Raw genomic sequence first — 23,112 nt, forward strand, 5'->3', positions numbered from 1 at the left:
TGAACTCCCACGCCCGCCATCGCTTTTCGAGGAGCCAGAGCATGAATCCCTCCGCACAGTCCACCCCGTCGGCGTCGCAGCTCCCTGCGGCAGCCTCTCGGGCCGCCGACCGTAGCGCCGTTCTCTGCATCGGCGAATATGGCGCCGACGATGCCGCTGCCGCGTGGGCCGTCGAATACGCGAGTGCGCACGACCAGACGCTGACGCTGGTGCACGTCATCGACCCGCAGACGAACGACGACGCTCACCCTGCCACCCAAGCCGAAGTCGGTGCCGCCACCGAACTTCTCGAAACGACCGCAGACCATATTCGATTCACGAACCGAGCGCTTGACATCGTCGTGCATGTCTCGAACGGAAACGTGCACGACGAGATTCTGCGCCTCAGCGCGCCCGAAACTTTGCTCGTCTTCGGTGCGCCGGCCGGGCCAGGAGGATCGCGCGCCCGCAATTCGCTGGGCATCACTCTGGCGAGCACCGCGTACGGCCCAGTGGCTGTCATTCCAGCTCCAGACGCTCAAGCCCGGCAGGGTGTCATGGCTGCCGTCGATGGAACTGAGACAGCGATGACCGCAGCACTGTTTGCTGCGTCGGAGGCGGCGCTTCTCGGGCTCGAGCTACGCGTCATCAGCGTCTGGCGTGAACCTCCGATCTGGCAGGAGACATTCATCGACTCGCGCACCCGCAATGAACTGGAACGGGGTAACCGCGCTGTTCTGAACGCTGCCGTCGACCGGCTTCGTCTGGCGTTTCCGTCGCTGGCGGTGACCGGCCTGTTGTGCCACGCAGACACGGTAGAAGCGTTGGTGAGCGAGGCCCAGTCAGCGTCGCTGCTTGTCGTCGGTAGCCGCCAGAACCACGGCCTTCGCCGGCTGCTTCTCGGTTCGACAAGTCACGGCATTCTCACCAGCCTCCCGGCACCGACGATTGTGGTCGGAAATGTCACGTGAGCGAAGTGGCGACGTCGGCGCGATCACGACTCGGCGCTGCGGCAGCGATCGAACCGCATGAGGCCTGCGCCCTTGTCAGCTCCACACGAGATGGGCTCACTGCCGTGGAGGCCGAGGCCAGGCTGCGGTCGGACGGACCAAATGCTTTGCGAAGTCACCGCGCTCACCCATGGAGGGTGCTCGGGCGCCAACTGAAGAGCCCTATCCTCTTGCTGCTCTTCGTCGCAGCGGGGGTATCCGTTTTTGTTGGCGAGGGTACGAATTCCCTCATCATCGGTGTCATTCTGGTGGCCAGCATCGGTTTGGGGTTCGTGAACGAGTTTCGTGCAGAACGTGCTGCGGATGCCCTGCACGATCAGGTGCGGCACACGGCGGTCACCCTCCGCGACGGGCACGCAGTCGAGATCGACGTCACCCGGCTGGTGCCCGGAGACGTCGTAGAACTGTCGATCGGCGCCGTGGTGCCCGCCGACATCCGACTCCTCGATTCGCGCAATCTGTCGTGCGATGAGGGCATTCTGACCGGTGAGTCGCTGCCGGTCGAAAAGGCCCCGGCTCCATGCCCGCCGGGTGTCGGGGTGGGCGAACTCAGTTCGTGCGTGCTGATGGGCACGATCATCCAGTCAGGAACCGCGACGGGTATCGTCATCACCACCGGGCCGGCGACCGAGTTCGGACAGATCGTGGTGGGGCTCGGCACCCAGCAGCCCCAGACCGAGTTTCAGCGCGGGCTCGGCACATTCTCGGTGCTTCTGCTCGAGGTGGCGGTCATCTTGACGACCCTCATCTTCGCAGCGAACTTGCTTCTTCACCGCTCTGTGATCGACTCCCTGCTGTTCTCGCTGGCCATAGCGGTGGGCATCACCCCTCAACTGCTGCCCGCCGTGGTCAGCGCCAGCCTGGCAACAGGTTCTCGGGCTCTGGCTAAACGCAAGGTGCTGGTGAAGCGTCTGGTGTGCATCGAAGACCTCGGCGACATGGACATGCTCGTCACCGACAAGACAGGCACGCTCACCGAAGGGCGGATCAGTTTCACCGCCGCGCTAGCTGTGAACGAGAAGGCGATCTCCATCGAGCGAGTGCTCGAGCTCGGTCTCCTGGCTACCGAGACCGATTTCACCGCCCTGCCCGTCTCTACGATCGGTTTGAATCCGTTGGATGCGGCGCTGTGGAATTCACCACTGTCTGCGGCAGTGCATCCCGAGACCTACCGTCGAATCGACTCGCTGCCCTTCGACCACGAACGACGCATGACCACCGCCCTCGTCGAGTGCCCGGAACCCTGGCAGCGGCTCATCGTCACGAAGGGATCACCCGAAGACGTTCTTCGAATCTGCACTGATGTTCCCGCATCGGCTCAAGCGCTGCTGAGCAGCCAATACTCAGCTGGCGCGCGTGTTGTTGCGGTTGCGGTGAAAGCTGCGGGGGAGGTGCGGCACCTGAGCGCCACCGATGAGATCGGCCTTACCCTGGCCGGGTTTCTGGTCTTTCTCGACAAGCCCAAACCTGATGCTCGCGACTCGCTCGAGAGGCTTCGACAGCTGGGCGTGAGCGTGAAAATTGCTACCGGAGACAACGCTCTCGTAGCAGAGAAGGTGCTCGAAGACATCGGACTCAGCTCAGGGGGCACTCTCACGGGCAGCGATATCGACGCGATGACCGACGCCGACCTGAAGATCGCGGCGGCGGCTGCGACAATATTCGCGCGGGTGTCACCAGAACAGAAAGCCCGTGTGATCACAGCGTTGCGGCACACTGGGCGGGCAGTCGCGTTTCTCGGAGACGGAGTGAACGACGCGCTGGCCCTGCACCAGGCCGACATCGGTATCTCGGTTGAGACCGCGGCAGACGTCGCCAAAGACGCCGCCGACGTGCTCCTTCTCGACAAAGACCTCGGCGTTCTCGCCGATGGTGTCATCGAGGGGCGCCGAATCTTTGCCAACACCATCAAATATGTGCTGATGGGCAGCTCGAGCAATTTCGGCAACATGTTCAGCGCCTCAGTCGCCTCAGTCGTACTCCCGTTTCTGCCCATGCTTCCGGGGCAGATCCTGCTGAACAATCTGCTCTACGATTCGGGCCAGCTCGCTATCCCCACCGACACGGTGGATGCAGAACAACTACAGGCTCCCGCTCACTGGAACATCGGCTACATCAGACGCTTCATGTTGCTGTTCGGGCCCATCAGTTCCTTGTTCGACTTCGCGACGTTCGCGCTGATGATCTTCGTCTTCCACGCTCAGCAGAGCGAATTCCAGGCCGGCTGGTTCATCGAGTCGATCGCCACACAGACCCTGATCATCTTCGCGATCAGAACCCGACGAGTGCCCTTCTTCCGAAGCCGGCCATCCGTCGCCCTGACCCTCGCGTCGCTCGGCGTGGTGGTCGTCGGCGTCTGGCTTCCGTATTCGCCCGTATCGGGTCTGCTCGGCTTTCTGCCACTGCCCGTTCCATTCTTTCTCGCCCTGGTGGGGATGGTGCTGGCCTATCTGGTGCTGGTCGAGGGCGCGAAGCACTGGTTCTTCTCCCGCCCAGCCCAGGCGCTCACCGCTGCCCCGAACCGGCGTGTTCGCGGCTACCGGCACCGCATCGATCGCAGGTCTGCTCGTTTCACCCCGAAGAGCACTGCTGGGACCTTCGGCCCTAGTGGCGCCAGCACTGCTGCGAGACAGTGGGGGCACGGTACCAACACCAGTTCGCAGGCGGGCACACCGCAGCGCACCTCGACAGAGAGAGTCTGACCTCATGGACGCCCTTGACATCGCTCGCTGGCAATTCGGCATCACAACCGTCTACCACTTCTTGCTCGTGCCACTGACGCTGGGCCTCGGCCCGACGCTCGTCATCATGCAGACCATGTGGGTGCGCACCGGCAACGAGCGGTACCTCCGCATGGTGAAGTTCTGGGGCAAGCTCTACCTGATCAACTTCATTCTCGGCGTCGCTACGGGGCTCGTTCAGGAGTTTCAGTTCGGCATGGCGTGGAGCGAATACTCCCGATTCGTCGGCGACGTGTTCGGCGCGCCGCTCGCCATGGAGGGACTTCTGGCGTTCTTCTTCGAGTCGACCTTCCTCGGCCTGTGGATCTTCGGCTGGAACCGGCTGCCCAAGCGCATCCATCTCGCCTGCCTCTGGATCGCGGTAGCCGGCTCCTGGGTCTCAGCGTTCTTCATCATCGTCGCCAACTCGTGGATGCAGCATCCTGTCGGCGTAGCGCTGCAGAACGGCCGCCCGGTCATGAACGATATCTGGGCTGTGCTCACCAACAACACGGCCCTGCTGGCATATTCGCACACGATCTTCGGCTCACTCGCCGTCGCCGGCGGCTTTCTCCTCGGCATCGCCTGGTACCACCTCTGGCAGAGACGCAGAGACGGTATCGACACTGTCGACGCCGACAAACGCGTCATCGTCGGTGAGGCGCGCGAGATCGTCGGACGAGACAAGGCCGACCACAGGGTCTGGATCACGTCGTTGCGAATCGGAGCGGTCGTGGCCATCGTCGGGTTCGCGGCCGTTGCTGTCACGGGTGACATGCAGGCGAAACTCATGTTCGAGCAGCAGCCGATGAAGATGGCGGCGGCCGAAGCAGCGTGTCAAACCGGAACCAGCTTCAGCGTCTTGACGATCGGAGACGTTGGGGCGACTCAGAACTGCGACAACGTGGTCGGTGTGATCGAGATTCCCGGGCTGCTCTCATTTCTGGCCACGGGAACGTTCGACACCCAGGTGAAGGGCGTCAATGATCTGCTGCCCGAGTATCAGGCGAAATACGGCACAACCATTCCCGACAGTCCTGTCTATGGCGCACAGGCGGGGCAGAGCATTCAGTACGTACCCGTCATGCAAGTGACGTACTGGGGATTCAGGCTGATGATCGGCTTCGGAATCCTTGCCGCATTCGCAGCTCTGGTCGCGCTGTGGCTGACCCGAAAGGGCACCGTGCCCGAATCGAAGTGGCTGATGCGGCTCGCTGTGTTCGGTATCCTCGCGCCGTTCGCCGCGAACGCCGCCGGCTGGGTCTTCACAGAAATGGGCCGGCAGCCGTTCGTCGTCGCACCAAACCCCACCGGCATCGACGGTGTCTTCATGTTCACCCAGGCGGCCGTCTCTCCCGGAGTCTCACTGGGGGAGCTGCTGTTCTCTGTGATCACTCTGACCGTGGTGTACGCCGCACTGCTCGTGGTCGAAGTGCGTCTGCTCTTCAAATATGCCCGCGGTGGTGTCGCCGCAGCTGCCCCCGAGCTCTTCGAACACGATCACGACGGCGACCCGGGTGCGGGCCCAGGCCATGACGCCGACGGTGACCGCTCCGGCGACGTACTCGCATTCGCCTACTAGACAGAAAAGACGAGACACCGCTATGGATGCCCTACCCACCATCTGGTTCATCGCGATCGCCGCGCTCTGGATCGGCTACCTGCTGCTCGAAGGATTCGACCTCGGAGTCGGCATGCACATGCTGTTCACCGCTCGAACCGACACCGAGCGCCGCGTCATGCTGAACTCAATCGGCCCCGTATGGGACGGCAACGAGGTCTGGTTGATCACGGCTGGCGCTGCGACGTTCGCCGCGTTCCCGCTCTGGTACGCCTCACTGTTTTCCTCGCTGTACCTTCCGTTGACCATCGTGCTCGTCGGGTTGATCTTTCGCGCGGTCGCCATCGAATACCGCGGCAAAGGCACCAGCGTTCGGTGGACAGGGGCCTGGGATCGCTCGATCGGCGTCGGATCGCTCATCGTGGCGTTCGGCATCGGTGCCGCCCTCGCCCTCACCACAACGGGTCTGCCCATCAATGCGAACGGTGACCGCGTCGGCGGCGCATTCGCCTGGTTCACTGGCTACGCGGTACTCGGTGGCTTCGCCGTGGTGGGGTTCTGTCTCGTGCACGGTGCCGTGTTCCTGGCTCTGAAAACCGATGGCACGGTCAGGCAGAAGGCCAACCGTTTCGTCACGCGGTGGGCTCCGATCGCGTTGCTCCCCATTGTCGGATGGGTTCTCGCGGTGCAGTTCACCAGCGGAAGGCTCTCTTGTCTGCTTCTCATCGCGGGTGCCGTCGTTGCCGTGAGCTGGGCGTGGATCAGTGCTCGCCGCGGAAGCGAAGGCAAGGCGTTCCTCGGCCTGTCGATCTTTCTGGTGCTCGGCGCGGCATCGATCTTCGCGAACGTCTTTCCCGTTCTCCTGCCGTCGACCATCGACTCCGCATTCTCACTGACGACGAGCAACGCGGCCAGCGGAAGCTACACGCTGTCGGTGATGACGGTGGTCACCGCAATCGGGCTGCCTCTGGTGCTCGTCTACCAGGGCTGGACATATTGGGTCTTTCGTAAGCGCATCAGCGACACGAACATTCCCGCAGCGCACACCGTGGTGGATGCCGTGCGCACATGACGGTGGCAGAGACCAAGCCCAACGCCGAGGCGCACATCGTGTACCTGCTCGGCCTGATCAGTGCGGTCAGGGCACTCTCGCTCGTCATGATTGCCGGTGCTCTGGCCGCGGGCCTGGGCGGCCTCGCGACGGGCGCGGCCGACCTGCCGTCTGCGGCCCTCTGGGGCGCTGGCGGTGCGGTGCTGCGTGCTGTGTCCAGCTGGGCCAGCACCATCGCCGCATCCCGCGCCGCAGTCGGCGAAAAGGAGCGACTGCGACAGGGCATCGCCCGCACCGCCCTCGATGATCCGAGTATCAGCGTGGGCTCAGCCGCAGTTCTGGCCACCCGCGGGCTCGACCACGTCGACGCTTACTATTCGACCGTGCTGCCGGCGGTCACGAACGCCGCCGTCATTCCTCTGCTGATCGGCGCACGCATCCTGTTCGCCGACTGGCTCAGCGCACTGATCGTGGTGGTCACGCTTCCACTCGTCCCCATTTTCATGGCGCTGATCGGGATGCATACCCGCGACAGGGTCGACGCCGCATCTCGCGCTCTGGGCCGGCTCTCTGATCATCTCGTCGAGCTCGCACGCGGGCTGCCTGTTCTCGTGGGCCTCGGCCGCGCCGATGAACAGCGCGACGCCTTGCACGCCGTGTCCGACTCGTATCGCGTCGCCACTGTTCGCACGCTGCGCACGGCATTCATATCGTCGCTGGCACTGGAACTCATCTCGACGATCTCGGTGGCTCTGGTCGCCGTCACTATCGGATTCAGGCTGATGGGCGGCACTCTCACCCTCGAAATCGGCCTGCTCGTGCTCATACTGGCTCCCGAGTGCTTTGCTCCGTTTCGTGAAATGGGCGCGGCCTTCCATGCCGCACAAGAGGGCCGTTCCTCCCTTCGATCGGCCCGAGACCTCATCGCCCGACGCCCCCGGCTGAGCATCAGTCGACCCGGACCCGATCTGCGACTCGAAGAAGTGAGCGTGCATTTCGCGGGGCGCGACTACGCGACCCTCGACCGACTGACCCTCGCAATCGCGAAGAACACGACAACTCTTCTCACCGGCCGAAGCGGCAGCGGCAAATCGACTGTTCTCGCGGTGCTGGCCGGCCAGCTGGGCGCGGGAGCACCTGAGTATGAGCTCACCGGATGCGTCACGGGCGTCGACGCCGACCGCATTGCGTGGATGACACAGCATCCGCACACCGTTCTGCCGACGGTACGTCACGAGCTCGAACTCTATGGCGGTACCGCCGCGATCGAGCGACCCGAGCGCGTCGCCGAGGTGCTGGAATCTCTCGACCTCACGGGGTTCTCCGATGTCGACCCCGCCCAGTTGAGCCCGGGGGAGCTCCGCCGGGTTGCCTTCGCCCGTGTTCTGCTGCGGGTCGATGACGGAGCCGACCTCGTACTGCTCGACGAACCCACTGCCCATCTCGATGAAACGAATGCCGAGCGAATCGAGCGGCTCATCGCCGGGCTCAGCGGCCGGGTGACCATTGTGATGGCCAGTCATGAGGCTGGCGTCGCGCGCATCGCCGACACGGTCATCCATCTGGGCTCCCCGAGCGGGTTGCGTGATACACCGCACCGCGGCGGCACAGACGGCGCGGGCGAGAACGGTCACCACGATTCAGCCATGAGCAGCCCAGAGCAGCTCGCCCTCTCAGATCAGCACGCGGTAGCCATGCAGGCCGACCAGCCGTCGCGCCGCCCGCTCGTGACGGCAACTCTCGGAGAACTTTGGAGGTTCTTGCGCCCCGCACGTGGCCACTACGTCGGCTCCATTCTTCTCGGCACCCTCTCGACCCTCTTCGCCGTCTCACTCACCGCTGTGTCGGGCTGGCTGATCGTGCGAGCCAGCCAGGAACCCGAAGTGATGTACCTGCTCGTCGCCATCATCGGCGTACGGTTTTTCGGTATCGGTCGCTCGGCTCTGCGCTACTGCGAGAGGCTTGTCGGTCACGACGCGATTTTTCGGTCTGCCACCGACCTGCGCGTGCGCCTCTGGAGTGCACTGGCCGAAAACGGCGCGCGTTCCCGCAGCCTGTTTCGGGGCAGCACGGCTCTTGACCTCTTGGTCAATGCTACCGACGACATCCGCGACCTCAGCTACAGAGCAGTGATGCCTCTGGCAGTCGGCACGATGACCGCCGTCGCCGTTCTCGTCGCCGTCGGTCTGCTTCGGTGGCAGTTTTTGCCCGTCATTCTGGCGCTGTTCATTGTGTGCCTCGTAGTGATTCCCTGCGCCGTTCTCGTCGCCGATCGAAACGTGACCGAGCGTCAGCGGCACCGACAGCGCGACATGCTGCGCCGCTTCACGTCGATGCTCGGCGCCGCAACCGACCTGACAACGAACTCGGTCGACACGACCGTACGAGCCGACCTGCAGCGGCTCGATGCCGAGGTGACGAAGGATGCCCGGCGAATCGCCTGGGTATCGGGATTCGGTCATGCTCTGACAATTCTCGCGTGCAGCGCCACCTCGATCGTGATGCTGGCGGCGGTCTGGCAGAGCGTGGCGGCACGCGCCCTGCCGCTCGAAATCGCCGCCGTTCTGGTACTGCTCCCACTCGCACTTGTCGAGCCGTTGGCGGCTGTCGTCGACGCGGTACTCCAGTGGCCATCGCTCGCGTCTGCACTTGCCAGAACCACCGATTTCTGTAGCGGCGGAGAACCGCGCGTCGTCGAGAACCCGCATCCGCTCGGCCGGGTGCAGCGGCTCGAAGTTCGTGAGCTCGCCGCCAGCTGGCCCGGGCATCCGCAACCCGTCTTCGAGAGTGTCTCGTTCACGGCGCGCACGGGGGAGTGGGTGGTCGTTGAAGGGTGCTCGGGTTCAGGGAAGTCAACGCTGTTGAGCATTCTGCTCGGCGATCTTCTGCCGCACGCAGGCAGCTACCTGATCGGGGGAGCCGACGTTTCGACGGTCGAAAGTGACGACCTGCACCGCCACATCACCTGGTGCCCTCAGCAGGGTCATCTGTTCGATTCGACCCTGCGCGCCAACCTGCTGCTGGCGCGGGAGCGCAGCGACGCCCCGAGCGATGCCGAGATGCTGACCGTTCTGCGGCGAATCGGGCTCGATTCGCTGGTCGCCGAGCTGTCGAACGGTCTCGACACGCGACTGGGCCCCGAAGGCAGCTACCTCTCAGGGGGCCAGCGTCAGCGCGTGGCGGTGGCGCGGGCCGTGCTCGCCCGCTCCGACGTTGTGCTGCTTGACGAGCCCACCGCCCATCTCGGTTCTGACGACGCGCTGACACTGCTGGCCGACTTACGGCAGGCTCTCGCCGACAAGATCGTCGTTCTGATCACCCACCACAGCGCCGAGGCCCTGCCAGGCGATGTGCGGGTGCGACTGGGGGCTCCGGCGCGAGCGTTGGAATCCTCGGCAAGAGGGCGCTAAACCGCCAGGCGCCCGCCGTCGACGGGCAGAACGGCGCCGTGGATGTGACGAGCCGAATCTGACACCAGAAAGACGATCGCATCGGCTATGTCGGTGGCCGCGCCGGGATGTCCTGCCGGAGTCGTGGCGGCGAGCTGATCGAGGCCCTCACCCATGCCGGCGGTTCCCTCGGTGCGGGTCGGCCCGGGGCTCACCGCATTGACTCGCACGCCGTGCCCTCCGAATTCTGCGGCCCACGCCTTGGTGAGCAGTTGCAGCGCGGCCTTGCTTGAGCCGTACAGGGCCATGCCGGGCATCCCGAAGTTCGCGACCATTGTCGAGATGTTCACGATTGCGCCTGAGCCCTGCGCTATCATCGCTGGAGCGAGGCCGGCAACGAGCAGGAACGGTGCTTTCACGTTGATCGCAGCGACACTGTCGATTTGCTCATCGGTGACGTCGACTGTCGGCCCGAATGGAAAGACGCCTGCATTATTGACCAGGATGTCGACGTGACCGCCGCCGAGTTCGAGCGCCCGTGCGATGAGCTGACGCACGCTCGAGGCGTCTGAAAGTTCGACGGCGACGAAATCCGCGGTGCCGCCGGCCTGGCGGATGGCGGCCACAGCCGCCTGCCCACGGGTGATATCGCGCCCGCTGATGATGAGCCGGGCGCCTGCAGCGGCAAGCTTGTCTGCGGTGGCGCGGCCGATGCCGCTGGTCGATCCGGTGACGAGGGCGGTCTTGCCCGTGAAGTCGTATGTCATGAAACTCTTCTCTCAGTGGATGGTGATATCGCAAGAGTGGACGAGACAAAATGGAGTGGCAACTACAAAACGGATATAGTCATCACATGGCCGTATCGAATCTCGAGTACCCTGCAGTTCGCACCTTCACAGCGAAAGGCCTCGCAACGCGTGAACGAATCGTCGTCGCCGCAAGTTCATTGATGCTCGAGCACGGTGTCGACGCGGCGAAGCTCGAAGACATTCAGGCCGAAGCGCGCGTGAGCGCCTCGCAGCTGTACCACTATTTCGAAGACAAAAGCGCCCTCATCCTCGCGGTGATCGACCACCAGACCGACGCGGTTCTCGGCATGCACCGGCAGATTCTCGTGCGGCTCGACAGCTTTACTGCCCTGCAGGAGTGGCGAGACCTGATCGTCGCGTCAATCGAGTCGAACCAGTGCGTGGGCGGGTGCCCGCTCGGATCATTGGCGAGCGGACTCGCCGAGTCTGACCCGCTTGCACGGGCGGCCCTCGCGAAATCGTTCGCCGAGTGGCAACGGATGCTTCGCGTGGGCCTTGAGACGATGCGCGATCACGGCGAGTTGCGGGCCGACATCGATGCCGAATCTCTCTCACTGAGTATTCTCGCCAGCGTGCAGGGCGGACTGCTGCTGAGCCAGACCCGCCGCGACTCAGACGCGGTTCGCGCTTCTGTCGACATGGCAATCGCCTACCTGAAGACGCTCAGGTGACATCGCGCTGTGATCGCTTTTCTTCTTCGTCATGAAATGGGTTTGGCAGCGCGCTCGGGTCGCTGATAATGCACATTATGTCAAGTAAAGTGTTGGGCCAGCCCCCCAACCGCTGCTCGGCGGAGGAAAAAACGCAATCGGCGGCCCTGGTTCACACCGCGGCGAATACAGCAGAGGTATGAACGAGGGCCGCCGATTGGGTGCTTCCGGAGCGATTCTGGCGAGGCGAGCGCAGCCTACCGTCCGCGGTAAGGCACAGTCGCGATCCGTTACCGCGTGAGAACGACCTGAGCGGCAAGCTGGCGTCTGTCAGAGTCTGGGCAGCCTCGCCAGTGCGGTGTCAGCCGAACCCTCGCTGACACCGAGGTCATCAATGAGCAGAGCACGGGCGGGAGCGTGGTCGCCGCTCTTGAGGGCCTGGTAAGCCGAGTCGGCCTTCTCCCCCAGCGCCTCGGTGGGTTCTTTTGTCACGCCGAGCTGGTCGGCGGGTTCTTGGGCTGTGTCAACACCGTAGACCGTCGTGATCGCGCGTGGCAGACGGTAGCTGCTGAGGTATCCGAGGTTCATGTTTGTACCTTTCCCTTGCAGTCGGGTGCAGGCGTATTGCCTGCGGGTTTCAGCGAACGGGTCGCTCAGCGGTTCACGGCGCGGCGGCCGCCGACGCGCGTGTAGATGAAAAGCACGATGATCGCGCCGATGACGGAGCCGATGATGCCGGCGGGCTGAAAGAAGCCGTCCATCGGGTCGTGCTGGAAGATCAGAAAGCCGAGGAAGCCGCCGACGAAAGAGCCGATGATGCCGAGCACGATCGTCATCAGAACAGACATGTGCTGACGGCCGGGGATGATGAGTCTGGCGAGGGCGCCGGCGATGAGGCCGATGACGATGAGGCTGATGATGAGACCAAGCATGATGTTTGTCCTTCTGGTTGTAGGTGGGTGGTACGTGTAAGAGCAAACCAGCCTAGAAGGCGTACCGGACCACCCCAAGGGGTGGTCTTTGACGAACCCGTGTGATGTACCTTCGAATCATGAGTGGATCGACACACCCGGCCCCCCTGCGCATCGCGCTCGTGGACGACTACGACGTTGTTCTGTCGGGCCTGGCGCACATGTTCGACCAGTGTCGCGACCGTGTCGTGGTCTGCGAGATCGATGCGAATGCCCCGCTTGACGACGTGGTCGACATCGTTCTGTATGACTCGTTCGCCCAACCCGAGTCAGACCAGCAAGAACTTGGTGCGCTGGTTCGAAATCCGCGGGCAAGTCGGGTCGTTGTCTACACCTGGAACTTTCAGCCCGCACTTCTGAGTAGCGCCCGGCAGCAAGGCATCCACGGTTACCTTTCGAAAACCCTTCCGGCCAGGGATTTGGTTGCGGCCCTCGAGTCGGTTCACGCAGGCGAGATCGTCATCAGTACGCCGCCGCCGCGAAGCGGAAGCGCTATGGGCCTTGACTGGCCCGGCCGGAGGGAGGGTTTCACCGACCGCGAATCCGAGATCCTGGCGCTCATCACGCAGGGCAAGAACAATGCCGACGTTGCGTCGCTCACATACCTCAGCCCTAACACCGTGAAGTCATACATCCGGAGCATCTATCGCAAGATCCGCGTGACGAGTCGCACCCAGGCCGTTCTGTGGGGTGTCGCTCACGGATTCACGCCCGATCACCACCGCATCGACCACTGGCTCGGCGGGCCCTGAAGCCCGGTACACGCGCCCCGAAACATCACTTTTGTGCACCACTGACGAGCAGTTCTGCTGCATGTGAGCTAGTGCTTGCGCAGACCGTAGGTCGTGAGCACATTTCCTTTGCTGGTGGTGCTTGAGCGGAGTAATACGAGTGGCGTGATCGGATCGTTGGTGGTGAAGAGATGCCGCCCAGCTCCGGCAATCACCGGATGGGTTATGAGCGTGAGTTCGTCGAGCAGACCCGCGAAGAGCAGGTGCCGTACGAGGGAGATGCCGCCCATGAGGCTGATCTCGCCGCCGTCGATGTTCTTCAGATGGCGGATGAACGTGTCTAGATCGCCTTCGATCAATTCAGAATTCTGCCACTCGAGAGTGCCCGAAAGCGTGTTCGACGCCACGAACTTCTGTACCGGGTTGATGAAGATGGCGAATGGATCATCCGGCCCGGCGTTCGGCCAGTACCCCGACCACTGCTGGTATCCGATCCTGCCGAGGATGACCGAATCGACTCTCGCCAGCAGCGAGCCCATCTCGTCGCCGAGCTCCGCGTCGAAGCTGTCGCCCTGCCACAGGTTTGGCGCTTCGACGACCCCGTCGATCGAATGAAACAATCCCGCACTGAGTTTTCTCATCGGTTACCTCCAGTACAAAACAGGCTACCCGGCCAGGCGCTGTCGCACGATATCCCGGGTCGCGAGGGTGACCACCGCATCCGTCGGCGCTCATGCACTTACTCAGCGGGTGCTCGGGAGCATCCTGCAGCCTGAGGCGCGCCTGGATCTGGTGAATGGTGGTCGCAGCTGACGACTGCGGGTGGGCCGTTGTGATGGGTTTTGGTCAGGTCAAGCCCTGCCCGTTCCGTCCAGATGTGAGAAGAATGGTGGATGTTCCGTCGGCTCGCGGCGGTGTTCTCTGAGACGGGTGTGCACGATGGTATCCAAAGTCAGATCGACCGTCCGGCTCGGCCTGTCAAGGCCCCTACTACCCGACTGCTAATTCGCTGCCGCTGCGTAGATTGGCAACATGACATCTCGGTGGACTACGTCGAACATTCCTGACCAGACCGGAAAGACCATCATTGTCACCGGAGCCAACAGCGGCCTGGGCGAGGCAACCGCTAACGCCCTGGCCGCACACGGTGCGCGGGTCATTTTGGCGTGCCGCGACACAGACAAAGGTGCCGCCGCGGCCAAGAAAATGAACGGTGACGTGACAGTGCGAGAACTTGACGTCGCTGACCTCGATTCCGTCCGCAGCTTCGCAGACCAGACCGGCCAGGTGGATGTGCTGATCAACAACGCCGGGGTGATGGCCACTCCCGAACAACGCACGGCGGACGGATTCGAGCTTCAACTCGGAACGAACTATCTGGGTCACTTCGCTCTCACCGGCCTGCTGCTACCGCACATAACCGAACGCGTCGTGATGGTGTCGAGCCTCGCGCACATCATCGGGCGGATCGACTATGACGATCCCAACTGGCGTACCCGCAGCTACCGGCGTTGGCCAGCATACGGGCAGTCCAAACTCGCCGATCTGATGTTCTCGTACGAACTGCACCGACGCCTGCAGGCCTCGGGATCCACGCTGCGATCGATCGCGGTGCATCCGGGCCTGGCCCGCACCGCACTGCACACCCACACCGATTCGGTGCAGAGCGGGCTGATCGCCGCTCTCACCAGCGTCGGCCAGAACAGCGCACGAGGAGCGCTCCCTTCGTTGTTCGCCGCAACCGCCCCGGATGCCGCAAGCGGCCACTACTACGGCCCGAGTGGACCCGGAGAGATTCGCGGCTACCCTCGCCCCGCGTTCTCGACACCGGCGTCTCGCAATGTTCAGGCCGCCGCCGCACTCTGGGATCTTTCTGAAACCCTGACGGACGTGCACTTCTTGACGCCGATTCCAGCTGGCACCGAATCAGTCCCTGTCGGTGGCGCGGCAACGGGCAGAGAAAAAGCTTCGTGGCTGACGGCGGGCGCTGTATTGGGGGCTGCTGTTCTCACAGTGGCTTTGCGGCGTTCCCGACGCTGATCGCAGGTCGTGAGCACCAAAGGAGGGGGTGCGTGCACAGCCCGCACCCCCTCCTTTCTGTATTCATATGGCTCGCGGAGGCGATCTCCTGGTCATGCACCGGCATCCGGTTCTCAGACGCTGATGGTTTTCCGATCCCCACTCTGCTCAGCCGAGCTGACCTGGATCTTTCGCGGCTTCGCTTTCTCGCTGACGGGCATCACGACGGAGAGCACACCGTTGTCGTAACTTGCCGAGATGTGCTCGGAGTCGACGCCCTCGCCCAGGCTGAACTGTCGGAGGTAGGTGCCGTGCGGTCGTTCTTCGGCCAACCACTTCACTCCGTCCTGGCTTTCCGCGCTGCGCTGAGCTCGGATCGTGAGCAGCTGACCATCGACGTCGACATCGACTGAACCCGGGTCGACCCCGGGGAGATCGGCGTTCAGCACGTACCGGTCGCCGTCACGATAAAGGTCCACAGGCATGAACCGGGGACCGGGGCGGAACTGGAGCAGGTTGCCGGTGAGGCGGTCCAATTCGCTGAAAGGATCAAAAGACATTGCCATAATGAGGATTCCCCTTCCTTGTAGTTGAGTCCCTATGACTCAACTTCCGAAAGATATTAACTCCACAAAGCGGGTGCACGCAACATACAGTCAAAATTTTTTGGGCCTTTTATGTCGCACCGGGAAAGCTGCCCCTCGCGTACCGTCCGGAGTGAACCGAGCCGGTCTACGTGTTTCGGCGGCAAAGCAATGGAAGTCGCCTTCGATGCCCGCACTCATTGTCATCCCTGGTCCGAGTGTGCTCTTCGTCATCGGACGATCGCTCTCGCTTGGTCGGAGGGGTGGATTCCTCAGCGTGCTCGGCAACGCCATCGGCATGCTGCCCGCCGTCGCACTGGTGTCGGCCGGAGTTGGTTCGACTACTCCGCGAAGGCTTCACCGTGGGTGCCACGAATCCCAAGTCGATCGTTTTCTTCGTCGCGGTCCTCCCCCAGTTCGTTGCCTACGACATAGGCTCCGTGCCTTTGCAGATGGCGCTCCTCGGACTGGTCTTCTTCGTTATCGCCCTCGCGAGCGACAGCGCATGGGCCTTCACCGCAGGCACCGCCCGCAACTGGTTTGCACGCAACCCCCATCGTCTCGCTCGAATGAGCGCCGGCGGGGGCGCCATGATGATCGGCCTCGGCGGAACGCTTGTACTTACGGGAAACAAATCCTGATGCGCCGCTAGCCCGCACCAGTTGTCAACGCGCTTCTCAGTACTCGTGAAAATACCGCGACGAGCTAACCGAGGCTGCGCAACAGGTAGTCGAGCTGGTCTTGAGTGAATGCGCCCGGATGCCGAATCACGACCTGACCGCCAGGATCCAACACGACGGTGTATGGGAGTCCCGTAATCGCGTAGCGGCCAGCAACCGCGCCCGTGGCGTCGGAGACCACGTCGTAGGTCGTGCCGAATCGTTGGGTGAATGTGTGGCCCGCCGCGGTCTTGTCGTCGACGTCGACCCCCACAAATGCAACACGGCCGCCGAGAAGACGATATTCCGATTCGAGGGCGGGCATCTCAGTGGCGCAGGCCGTGCAGGTACTCCCCCAGAAATTGATGACCGTGTATTTTCCCGCGTCTGCACGCGTGGAGACGGTGGTTGACGGGTCGCTGAGCTTCGGCAGTTCGACAGGCGCAGGGGTCGACCCGAGCTCCGTGTTGTCGGTGCTCGCCGACACAACACCGTGGCCCGAGACGGTGGTGCGTTTCCCGGCCGGCAGAAGATCGTCGGCGACCCGGGCCACAGCGTACGCGAACGGCGCGGTGTCAGCAGATTCTGTGCCGAACTCCCCGAGCCGCGTCTCGTTGCCAGAGGGGTCGATGAAGAAGATCTCCGTGCCGTGCTGAACGGTTCTGTCAGCGGGGTCGAGCTGAATGGGCACGCCGTACGCTGCAGCCACCGCAGAGAGCACCCCGGGCGTGCCCGTACCGAAATACCAGTTAGCGGTGTTGCCGAGGCCCTGCTGATCACTCCACTGTTTCACCGTGGCCGGAGCCGGGAAATACGGGTTGGCATTGAGAGAAACAAACGCAACAGTGTTCTGTGCCGCACCGAGATCGGTATTGGCGGCGAGTACGTCTTCTGCGAGCAGAGTGCAGAGGTCAGTGCACTGATCGTCGTTGAAGGTGAGCACCACCGAGCGGCCCTGAAACTGGTTCAGCGTCATCGGGGCGCCGTTCTGGTCGGTGAGCGAGAATGCAGGGGCGGCTACGCCTGGTTGATCGGTGCCGTCGAGTTGCAAGAGGTCAGCGGTGGCCTGCGTGATGCCGGGCATGACATCGGCACTCGCCGGCTGCGCCTGTGCTGAACCGTAGACGATGACGAGTGCCACAGCTACAGCGACCGTGACGGCACCGGTCAGCCAGAGCATCCAGACCGAGCCTCGCCGCTTGGTGGTGACAGAAGGCACCCGGATGCTCGGGTCACCCGTGTCGCGATCGTGCGTTTCGTCTTCTTCTGCCTTGTCAGGCATCGGGCGTGCCACCTTTCGGAATTGTGGATTCGCTGCGTGCGGCAAGGATCGTGACGAGAGCGAGAGCCGCGACGACAAGAAAGCCGAGACCCGCACCGACGGGAAGAGCAGCCGCGCCCAGCCCTGAGGCCATGGCGCTCTGAACCGTTTGCACGGCCGTTATCAGACCCGAGCCGATCGCCGGGTCGATGAGGTCATGAAGCCAATAGAAGACGAGATAGCCGCCTGACGTGACGAGCACTGCTCCGGCCAACGGCGACAGAATGCGTGTCAGGGGCCGCAGCACCCGCACCGCGTTGCCGCCGGCGAACGCCGCCACGATGCTCAGGGTTGTGACGAAGACGCCCATACCGAGGCCGTAGGCGACGAACGCAGACAAGCCGTTCACGAACGACCCTCGCACAAAGGCGCCGAAGACCCCGGCGAGAAAGAGTGGGAGGGAACAGCTGAGCGAGCCCACAGCGTAGCTTGCGCCGAAACCGAGGATGGCCGGCACACCGGTTCCGGAGCGGAAGGCCAGCGACGGAAGGTGAACGGCAACGGAACGCCCCGTCACGGTGATGACGCCGACGACGACGAGAGCCCCACCGACGGCGATCATCAGCCACGGTACGCAGGCGAGCACAACACTGACCGCCGATGCCGTCACCAGTCCCACGATGGTGAACACGAGGAGAAAACCGGCAGTCATGCAGAGGCCTGCTCCGAGACCCCGCATGAGCCGTTGGGGCCAGCGCACGCGCTCGCGGGTGACGAACAGGGTGAGATACGCCGGCAGCAGCGGAAAACCGCAGGGGTTCAGAACACCGACGAGACCGAGGGCGAAGGCGTATCCGACGACCGTGTAGCTCATCGCCCGACCGGTCTCGTGCCGGTCTGGTCGCGAGCGGCCAGCGCCGCCAACTGCGCGTTGTAGTCGTTCAGCTCGGCATCCCCATTCCGGGCCGCCTTGCGATCGGCCACTCGACTCTGGCGCGAGTCTGCCTTCTGCCACTGCCAGAACAGGACACCGAGAACGACGAGCGTCGGCAACTCGGTGAACCCCCAGGCGATTCCGCCACCGACCTGCTGATCGCCGAGTGGAGTGATGTTCCACCCCGGCATCGTGCCGGCATACGAACGCACAATGAGCACGGTCGACATCATCACCACAACCCCGAAGAACGCATGGAACGGAACCGTCGCGGCCAGCTCGATGACCCTCAGCGCAGGCTTGCTCAGCTGGTGAAGGCCACGGCCACTGTTGCGCGGGCTCGGGTCAACGCCTACGACACCCCAGAAATAGAGGCACCCGATCGCAAGAAAGTGCGCAAGCATCAGATTGTGGCCCCACATCGTGCCCATGAGGTAGTCGAATGCAGGGGTGAAATACAGCGCGTACAGACTGACCAGGAAGAGCAGCAGAGCCACAACAGGATGCGTCACAAGGCGCGCCGGCGCGCTGTGCAGCACGCGCAGAATCATGGCGCGTGCGCTTCGCCCAGAACCATGGCGGGCAGGCAGAGCTCGAAGCAGCAGAGTGATCGGTGCTCCGAGCACCAGCAGAATGGGAATGAGCATGTTGATCACCATGTGCTGAAGCATGTGCACGCTGAACAGCTCCATTCCGTAGCCGTCGATTCCCGTCGCGGTCATCAGCAGCAGGGTCGCTACACCCGCGACCCACCACACAATGCGACTGATCGGCCAGCGGTCGCCGCGCCGCCGGAGCCAGAAGACCCCGAACAGGTAGCCCACAAGCAGAATGACGGCGAAGGCGGGGAACAGCGGCACCGGTTGAAGGTGCAGAGCGAACAGATTCAGTGCGGTCGGCGGCGCGGTGGGCATCCACATCGCCCCACCCATCGCACGCAGAGAAGGTTCGGTGCTGGCGGCGAGCAGCTCACAGACCAAGGGTCAGCAGATCTTCAACACTCGGCTCTGCCGCCGCGGTGGCAAACAGCGTGAAGGCTCGCACCAGGGCGACCCGATCTTCATCGGAGAGAGCCGCCAGAATCTTCTGAATCTCTTGTTCTCTGCGCGTTGTCACGTCGGAGACCAGCTGACTCCCCTTGTCGGTGAGCTCAACGAGAACCGCTCGTCGATCACCGGGGCCAGGAATGCGAGTGATCCAGCCCGCGACTTCCATTCGATCGAGAGAGCGGGTGAAGGTTGACGCGAGTGTGGTCATCTGGTCAGCCAGAGTTCCAACGCGCGTCGGTCCGCTTGCCGACAACAGAACGAGCACCCGAAACTGCGGCAACGTCACCACTTCGAGTGCGCTCGCCACCGATCGCGCGACAACGCCGAGAAGTGCCCGGGATGCCGTCAGGGTCGCGCTCGTGGAGTCCAGGTGCGCGACAAGCGCCGCTTCAGTCATGGAGTTCTTCTCACTCTCAGGGTGATGCATCTGAAATATGCATCTGTGCAATAGTTGCATGTCTGCAAATAATTTGCCACACGGTGGCGCACATCCGCAGTCGATGATGAGAAAGCTGGAAGACGGTGTTGCCAGAACCTATGGTCGAGAAAAAGCGGGACGTTCGCAGTGCGCTCAGAGGGGCGCGAGCCTGGCTGCGTGGTTCGCGGTTCGGGCTGCTCACCCTCGCGCTCATCGTCGGAGTCGGGGCGGGGCTCGGAGCCGTCGCGTTTCGTTACCTTGTGTACGCGGTGACGTGGCTATTCACCGGCCAGGTCGAATTCGGCCAAGACGGTTGGGTCACGAGCTCGCATCTGCCGTGGTTGGGGCTGAGTTTCTATGTCGTCATTCCCGTCGTCGGCGGGTTGCTGTACGGGCCGCTGGTCTACTTCTTCGCCCGCGAGGCGCGTGGCCACGGTGTTCCGGAGGTGATGGTCGCCGTCGCCGTGAACGGCGGTCGTATCCGGCCACAGGTCGCTATCGTCAAAGCTTTCGCGTCTGCTCTCACGATCGGAACCGGCGGATCTGTCGGACGCGAAGGACCGATTGTTCAGATCGGATCGGCCATGGCGTCGAGCCTCGGCCAGTGGCTCAGGATGCCTGAGCATCGCATGCGCATCCTTGTCGCTTGCGGGGCAGCAGGCGGTATCGCGGCCACATTCAACGCACCCATCACTGGGGTCTTCTTCGTTGTCGAAATCATCATTCGCGAGATTTCGGTCGACTCCCTCTTCGCAGTGATGCTCTCTGCTATGGTGGCCGACGCCGTTGCGATCCAATTTCTCGGCAACTCCCCCTTTCTGGCCGACTTCCCTCACGGACTCGCACTGGGCACCCCGAAGAACTACCTGCTCGTAGCGGTACTCGCCGTCATCGCCGCCCTCATCGGAATCGGTTTCACGAAGGCCCTCTACGCCATCGAAGACCTCTGCGACCGACTGTGGCGAGGGCGCCCCGAGTGGGCACGCCCGGCTGTCGGAGGCATTTTTCTTGGTCTGCTCCTGCTCGGCGTGCCGCAGTTGTTCGGCGTCGGTTACCCCGTCATGTTCAATGCTGTCGCCGGCGACTACTCCCTCTGGTTCCTACTCATTCTCGCCGGGGGTAAAGTGCTCGCCACAAGCCTCACGCTGGGAATCGGGGGCTCCGGGGGCATCTTTGCACCGTCCCTCTTCATCGGGCTGATGACAGGCACGGCGTTCGGCATCGTCGCTGACCACCTCTTCGGCCCCGCTGCCGGCGACCCCGCTCTGTATGCGGCGATCGGGATGGCAGCCGTCTTCAGCTCCGCGACTCGCGCGCCTCTGACCTCGCTCGCAAGCGTGGTCGAGTTGACCGGCGACTTCACTCTCACCCTCCCCGTCATGCTCACCGTCGGTATCTCGACTGCGCTCTCCCGGGGCATCAGCTACGGCACGATCTACACGACCAAACTCATCCGCCGCGGACAAGACCTCGATCGCGCAGCACCGTGGCGCGCATTCAGCGATCTGACGGCCAAGAACACCATGCGCCGGCTCCCCTCCCCCACGGAGATTCGAACGCACGACACGCCAGATCGTGCATCCGATCCCGATGTGCCTCTGCCCGGAACCTTCGTAGTGTCACGCACACCTCAGTCTGTCTTCGAAACAGAACCCCTGCCCGACGTGCTCCGTCAGCTCGAGGCCTACCCACACACCGGGCTGCCCGTACTCTCAGAAGACGCCACCACCATTCTGGGCTGGGTCAGCACTCACAGCATCGTGGCCTCCGTCGCCCGAGAACTGACTGCACGGTCAGGAGACAGCGTTCGCTCCGCAGCACCATCATCAAATCTCCGAGGTTTTCACGTACTCGAAGTCAGCATTTCAGCCGAATCCGACGACGTTGGCAGAACCCTCGGCTCGCTCACCTGGCCGCGCGGCCACATTCCCGTTTCCGTGGCACGAGGCGGGCAACTCGGCGAAGCCGATCCCTCAATGATATTAGTCACCGGAGACCATATCAACGTGCTCGCGCCCGGCTGAACGAGAATCCCTCGCCCGGTCACCTTTTACTGTTTCCTGACACTTCTATAGTGAGGGGGATGCGCATATGAGCCAACAAAACAACACCGACACCGATGCCGACAGCGAGCTGCTCGCGCGACTGGTCATCGGCGATTCTGAAGCGCTCGCCGCGCTGTTCGACCGATATGCACCAACCGTCACCCGCTACGCGTGGGCAGTCGCCGACACGAAAATGGATGTCGAAGAACTCGTTCAAGACACCTTCGTCACCGTCTGGCTGAAGAGCGACACCATCGTGCTGCCCGACTCATCGCTACTCCCCTGGCTGCTCGTCACCTGCCGCAACCACGGTCTCAACCTCCGCCGAAGACACGAAAAACACCGTACCGACGAACTATCAGACGAACTCCGCGCGGACCCAAGAACAGACCCCCGGGCGAACGACGAAGCTCGCGAACAACTGCGCTGGGTACTCGACGAAATCGAACAACTCGACCCCGTCGACAGGCGCATCTGCGAACTCTGCCTCATCGAAGGGCGACCCTACTCCGAGGCCGCCGAGCAGATCGGCATCAGCGTCGATGCCGTCAAGAAACGGGTCTCCAGAACCCGCGCACGACTGAAAAAGGCGGTGACCGACAATGAGAACTGACCCCCCCAGCGGTGACGACCTCACCCGCATGCTCACCACGATGAAAACAAACATTCTGCGGCGGGCCGACGAAACCAGGTACGAACAGACGCCTGCCCGACGACCTCACAGCCGCACAGCCGCAATCACCATCGCGCTCGTCAGCCTGCTCGTCGTCGGCTCAGCGGGCGCCGCACTGGCCACCGGAGCCATCCCCAACCCCTTCACCGCACCACAGATTCCCGTCGCCACCACGACACCCACTCCCGCCAGACCGACCCCAACACCGACACCCACACCGACCCCCACCGTTTCTGACGATCCCCCGGCCGTCAGCGAGCCCGCCCCCGATTTCATCGACGGATACGACGCCCGAACTCTGTGGAACCTTTGCGTCGCCCGTGGCCACGACGAATTCCCGGGCTCCGTCACAACGAGCGAGTATGAAGCACGCTTCGTTCACCTGACGCCGAGCGGTGTGCCGGAGGTCTATGTCAGTTTCGCAACGCCCGCAGAGCCAATGCCGACAGGCACAATCTGGATCTGCCAGTTCGGCGGCGACCCCTCGTCACCCACACTCGATTTCTTCAACGCGAAAGATATCTGATGCGACAGACGCGCCCAGCGCGCGCCGGCGACAATCGAGCGAGGCGCGCCCATTCTCTTAGCGAACCCATAGC

At 63.1% G+C, this 23,112-nt stretch carries 20 protein-coding genes and 1 pseudogene; 12 read left to right on the forward strand and 9 right to left on the reverse strand.

All coding sequences use genetic code 11. The features are described from left to right. Positions 1-41 precede the first annotated feature (41 nt). Genes QN358_RS00900 through cydC form a run of 5 tightly spaced genes read left to right on the forward strand, consistent with a single transcriptional unit; the run spans position 42 to position 9,731 of the window. Positions 42-950, forward strand: a complete 909-nt coding sequence (locus tag QN358_RS00900) for a universal stress protein (protein ID WP_161580307.1) — start codon at positions 42-44, stop codon at positions 948-950. Between the two features lie 5 nt (positions 951-955). After that, positions 956-3,691, forward strand: coding sequence for a magnesium-translocating P-type ATPase (gene mgtA, locus QN358_RS00905; protein ID WP_237280208.1), 2,736 nt, complete (start codon positions 956-958; stop codon positions 3,689-3,691). A gap of 4 nt (positions 3,692-3,695) precedes the next feature. Further along, positions 3,696-5,291, forward strand: coding sequence for a cytochrome ubiquinol oxidase subunit I (locus tag QN358_RS00910; RefSeq protein ID WP_323511195.1), 1,596 nt, complete (start codon positions 3,696-3,698; stop codon positions 5,289-5,291). Positions 5,292-5,313: 22 nt separating this feature from the next. Further along, the gene (gene cydB, locus QN358_RS00915) at positions 5,314-6,342 is read left to right on the forward strand and encodes a cytochrome d ubiquinol oxidase subunit II (RefSeq protein ID WP_136640410.1); all 1,029 of its coding nucleotides are present in this window, start codon (positions 5,314-5,316) and stop codon (positions 6,340-6,342) included. Continuing rightward, entirely contained in the window at positions 6,339-9,731 is a 3,393-nt protein-coding gene (gene cydC / locus QN358_RS00920) for a thiol reductant ABC exporter subunit CydC (protein WP_323511198.1), read from the forward strand. The genes cydB and cydC overlap by 4 nt, the downstream gene beginning before the upstream one ends. Here the strand turns inward: cydC and QN358_RS00925 are convergent. Further along, positions 9,728-10,477, reverse strand: a complete 750-nt coding sequence (locus tag QN358_RS00925) for an SDR family NAD(P)-dependent oxidoreductase (RefSeq protein WP_323511200.1) — start codon at positions 10,475-10,477, stop codon at positions 9,728-9,730. The genes cydC and QN358_RS00925 overlap by 4 nt on opposite strands. Positions 10,478-10,563: 86 nt before the next feature. Here QN358_RS00925 and QN358_RS00930 point away from each other — a divergent pair, with 86 nt between their 5' ends. Further along, positions 10,564-11,190, forward strand: coding sequence for a TetR/AcrR family transcriptional regulator (locus QN358_RS00930; protein WP_136640407.1), 627 nt, complete (start codon positions 10,564-10,566; stop codon positions 11,188-11,190). A gap of 309 nt (positions 11,191-11,499) precedes the next feature. On the opposite strand, the gene QN358_RS00935 is transcribed toward QN358_RS00930, so the two are convergent. Both QN358_RS00935 and QN358_RS00940 read right to left on the reverse strand, forming a co-directional pair. Continuing rightward, positions 11,500-11,757, reverse strand: coding sequence for a hypothetical protein (locus QN358_RS00935; protein ID WP_323511202.1), 258 nt, complete (start codon positions 11,755-11,757; stop codon positions 11,500-11,502). Positions 11,758-11,822: 65 nt separating this feature from the next. After that, positions 11,823-12,101 (reverse strand): GlsB/YeaQ/YmgE family stress response membrane protein, encoded by a 279-nt coding sequence (locus QN358_RS00940; protein ID WP_136640405.1) that lies wholly within the window; start codon positions 12,099-12,101, stop codon positions 11,823-11,825. Positions 12,102-12,220: 119 nt separating this feature from the next. Between QN358_RS00940 and QN358_RS00945 the strand changes: the two genes are divergently transcribed. Continuing rightward, positions 12,221-12,892 carry a response regulator transcription factor gene (locus QN358_RS00945; protein WP_323511204.1) on the forward strand — a complete coding sequence of 224 codons (672 nt, stop codon included), beginning with the start codon at positions 12,221-12,223 and terminating at the stop codon, positions 12,890-12,892. A gap of 68 nt (positions 12,893-12,960) precedes the next feature. Here QN358_RS00945 and QN358_RS00950 read toward each other — a convergent pair whose 3' ends face one another. Next, positions 12,961-13,512 (reverse strand): dihydrofolate reductase family protein, encoded by a 552-nt coding sequence (locus QN358_RS00950; RefSeq protein WP_323511206.1) that lies wholly within the window; start codon positions 13,510-13,512, stop codon positions 12,961-12,963. Between the two features lie 391 nt (positions 13,513-13,903). Here QN358_RS00950 and QN358_RS00955 point away from each other — a divergent pair, with 391 nt between their 5' ends. Beyond that, positions 13,904-14,911, forward strand: a complete 1,008-nt coding sequence (locus QN358_RS00955; RefSeq protein ID WP_323511208.1) for an oxidoreductase — start codon at positions 13,904-13,906, stop codon at positions 14,909-14,911. A 113-nt stretch (positions 14,912-15,024) separates the two neighbouring features. Here the strand turns inward: QN358_RS00955 and QN358_RS00960 are convergent, their stop codons facing one another. Beyond that, positions 15,025-15,456, reverse strand: a complete 432-nt coding sequence (locus QN358_RS00960) for an Hsp20/alpha crystallin family protein (protein WP_323511209.1) — start codon at positions 15,454-15,456, stop codon at positions 15,025-15,027. 205 nt (positions 15,457-15,661) lie between these two features. Here QN358_RS00960 and QN358_RS00965 point away from each other — a divergent pair. Further along, positions 15,662-16,115, forward strand: a pseudogene (locus tag QN358_RS00965) (LysE family translocator). Between the two features lie 64 nt (positions 16,116-16,179). On the opposite strand, the gene QN358_RS00970 reads toward QN358_RS00965, so the two are convergent. The 4 genes from QN358_RS00970 to QN358_RS00985 are packed head-to-tail and all read right to left on the reverse strand — an operon-like array spanning position 16,180 to position 19,774. After that, positions 16,180-17,415 carry a redoxin domain-containing protein gene (locus QN358_RS00970; RefSeq protein ID WP_323511211.1) on the reverse strand — a complete coding sequence of 412 codons (1,236 nt, stop codon included), beginning with the start codon at positions 17,413-17,415 and terminating at the stop codon, positions 16,180-16,182. Next, positions 17,408-18,268 (reverse strand): cytochrome c biogenesis CcdA family protein, encoded by an 861-nt coding sequence (locus tag QN358_RS00975; protein ID WP_136640399.1) that lies wholly within the window; start codon positions 18,266-18,268, stop codon positions 17,408-17,410. The genes QN358_RS00970 and QN358_RS00975 overlap by 8 nt, the downstream gene beginning before the upstream one ends. Further along, positions 18,265-19,308: a cytochrome c oxidase assembly protein gene (locus QN358_RS00980; protein WP_323511213.1), complete on the reverse strand. Its 1,044-nt coding sequence runs from the start codon at positions 19,306-19,308 to the stop codon at positions 18,265-18,267. The genes QN358_RS00975 and QN358_RS00980 overlap by 4 nt, the downstream gene beginning before the upstream one ends. After that, positions 19,298-19,774, reverse strand: a complete 477-nt coding sequence (locus QN358_RS00985; RefSeq protein WP_161580306.1) for a MarR family transcriptional regulator — start codon at positions 19,772-19,774, stop codon at positions 19,298-19,300. Before QN358_RS00985 ends, QN358_RS00980 begins: the two co-directional genes overlap by 11 nt. Positions 19,775-19,914: 140 nt before the next feature. Here QN358_RS00985 and QN358_RS00990 point away from each other — a divergent pair, with 140 nt between their 5' ends. The 3 genes from QN358_RS00990 (at position 19,915) to QN358_RS01000 (ending at position 23,039) form a co-directional block, all read left to right on the forward strand. Then, entirely contained in the window at positions 19,915-21,819 is a 1,905-nt protein-coding gene (locus QN358_RS00990) for a chloride channel protein (RefSeq protein ID WP_323511217.1), read from the forward strand. 67 nt (positions 21,820-21,886) lie between these two features. Next, entirely contained in the window at positions 21,887-22,453 is a 567-nt protein-coding gene (locus QN358_RS00995) for a sigma-70 family RNA polymerase sigma factor (RefSeq protein WP_323511219.1), read from the forward strand. Beyond that, on the forward strand, positions 22,443-23,039 hold the full coding sequence (locus QN358_RS01000; RefSeq protein ID WP_323511221.1) for a hypothetical protein: 597 nt from the start codon (positions 22,443-22,445) through the stop codon (positions 23,037-23,039). The genes QN358_RS00995 and QN358_RS01000 overlap by 11 nt, the downstream gene beginning before the upstream one ends. The last annotated feature ends 73 nt before the right edge of the window (positions 23,040-23,112 follow it).

This window comes from Subtercola sp. RTI3 (assembly GCF_035018625.1).
In the GTDB taxonomy this organism is placed as follows: domain Bacteria; phylum Actinomycetota; class Actinomycetes; order Actinomycetales; family Microbacteriaceae; genus Subtercola; species Subtercola vilae.

Coding starts and splice junctions, on each gene's coding strand:
- QN358_RS00960 (WP_323511209.1), bottom strand. CDS start 15,456: ATGGCAATGTCTTTTGATCCTTTCAGCGAATTGGACCGCCTCACCGGC.
- QN358_RS00975 (WP_136640399.1), bottom strand. CDS start 18,268: ATGAGCTACACGGTCGTCGGATACGCCTTCGCCCTCGGTCTCGTCGGT.
- cydB (WP_136640410.1), top strand. CDS start 5,314: ATGGATGCCCTACCCACCATCTGGTTCATCGCGATCGCCGCGCTCTGG.
- QN358_RS00985 (WP_161580306.1), bottom strand. CDS start 19,774: ATGACTGAAGCGGCGCTTGTCGCGCACCTGGACTCCACGAGCGCGACC.
- QN358_RS00925 (WP_323511200.1), bottom strand. CDS start 10,477: ATGACATACGACTTCACGGGCAAGACCGCCCTCGTCACCGGATCGACC.
- QN358_RS00900 (WP_161580307.1), top strand. CDS start 42: ATGAATCCCTCCGCACAGTCCACCCCGTCGGCGTCGCAGCTCCCTGCG.
- QN358_RS00970 (WP_323511211.1), bottom strand. CDS start 17,415: ATGCCTGACAAGGCAGAAGAAGACGAAACGCACGATCGCGACACGGGT.
- QN358_RS00940 (WP_136640405.1), bottom strand. CDS start 12,101: ATGCTTGGTCTCATCATCAGCCTCATCGTCATCGGCCTCATCGCCGGC.
- QN358_RS00995 (WP_323511219.1), top strand. CDS start 21,887: ATGAGCCAACAAAACAACACCGACACCGATGCCGACAGCGAGCTGCTC.
- QN358_RS01000 (WP_323511221.1), top strand. CDS start 22,443: ATGAGAACTGACCCCCCCAGCGGTGACGACCTCACCCGCATGCTCACC.
- QN358_RS00990 (WP_323511217.1), top strand. CDS start 19,915: ATGGTCGAGAAAAAGCGGGACGTTCGCAGTGCGCTCAGAGGGGCGCGA.
- cydC (WP_323511198.1), top strand. CDS start 6,339: ATGACGGTGGCAGAGACCAAGCCCAACGCCGAGGCGCACATCGTGTAC.
- QN358_RS00935 (WP_323511202.1), bottom strand. CDS start 11,757: ATGAACCTCGGATACCTCAGCAGCTACCGTCTGCCACGCGCGATCACG.
- QN358_RS00945 (WP_323511204.1), top strand. CDS start 12,221: ATGAGTGGATCGACACACCCGGCCCCCCTGCGCATCGCGCTCGTGGAC.
- QN358_RS00930 (WP_136640407.1), top strand. CDS start 10,564: ATGGCCGTATCGAATCTCGAGTACCCTGCAGTTCGCACCTTCACAGCG.
- QN358_RS00910 (WP_323511195.1), top strand. CDS start 3,696: ATGGACGCCCTTGACATCGCTCGCTGGCAATTCGGCATCACAACCGTC.
- QN358_RS00950 (WP_323511206.1), bottom strand. CDS start 13,512: ATGAGAAAACTCAGTGCGGGATTGTTTCATTCGATCGACGGGGTCGTC.
- QN358_RS00955 (WP_323511208.1), top strand. CDS start 13,904: ATGACATCTCGGTGGACTACGTCGAACATTCCTGACCAGACCGGAAAG.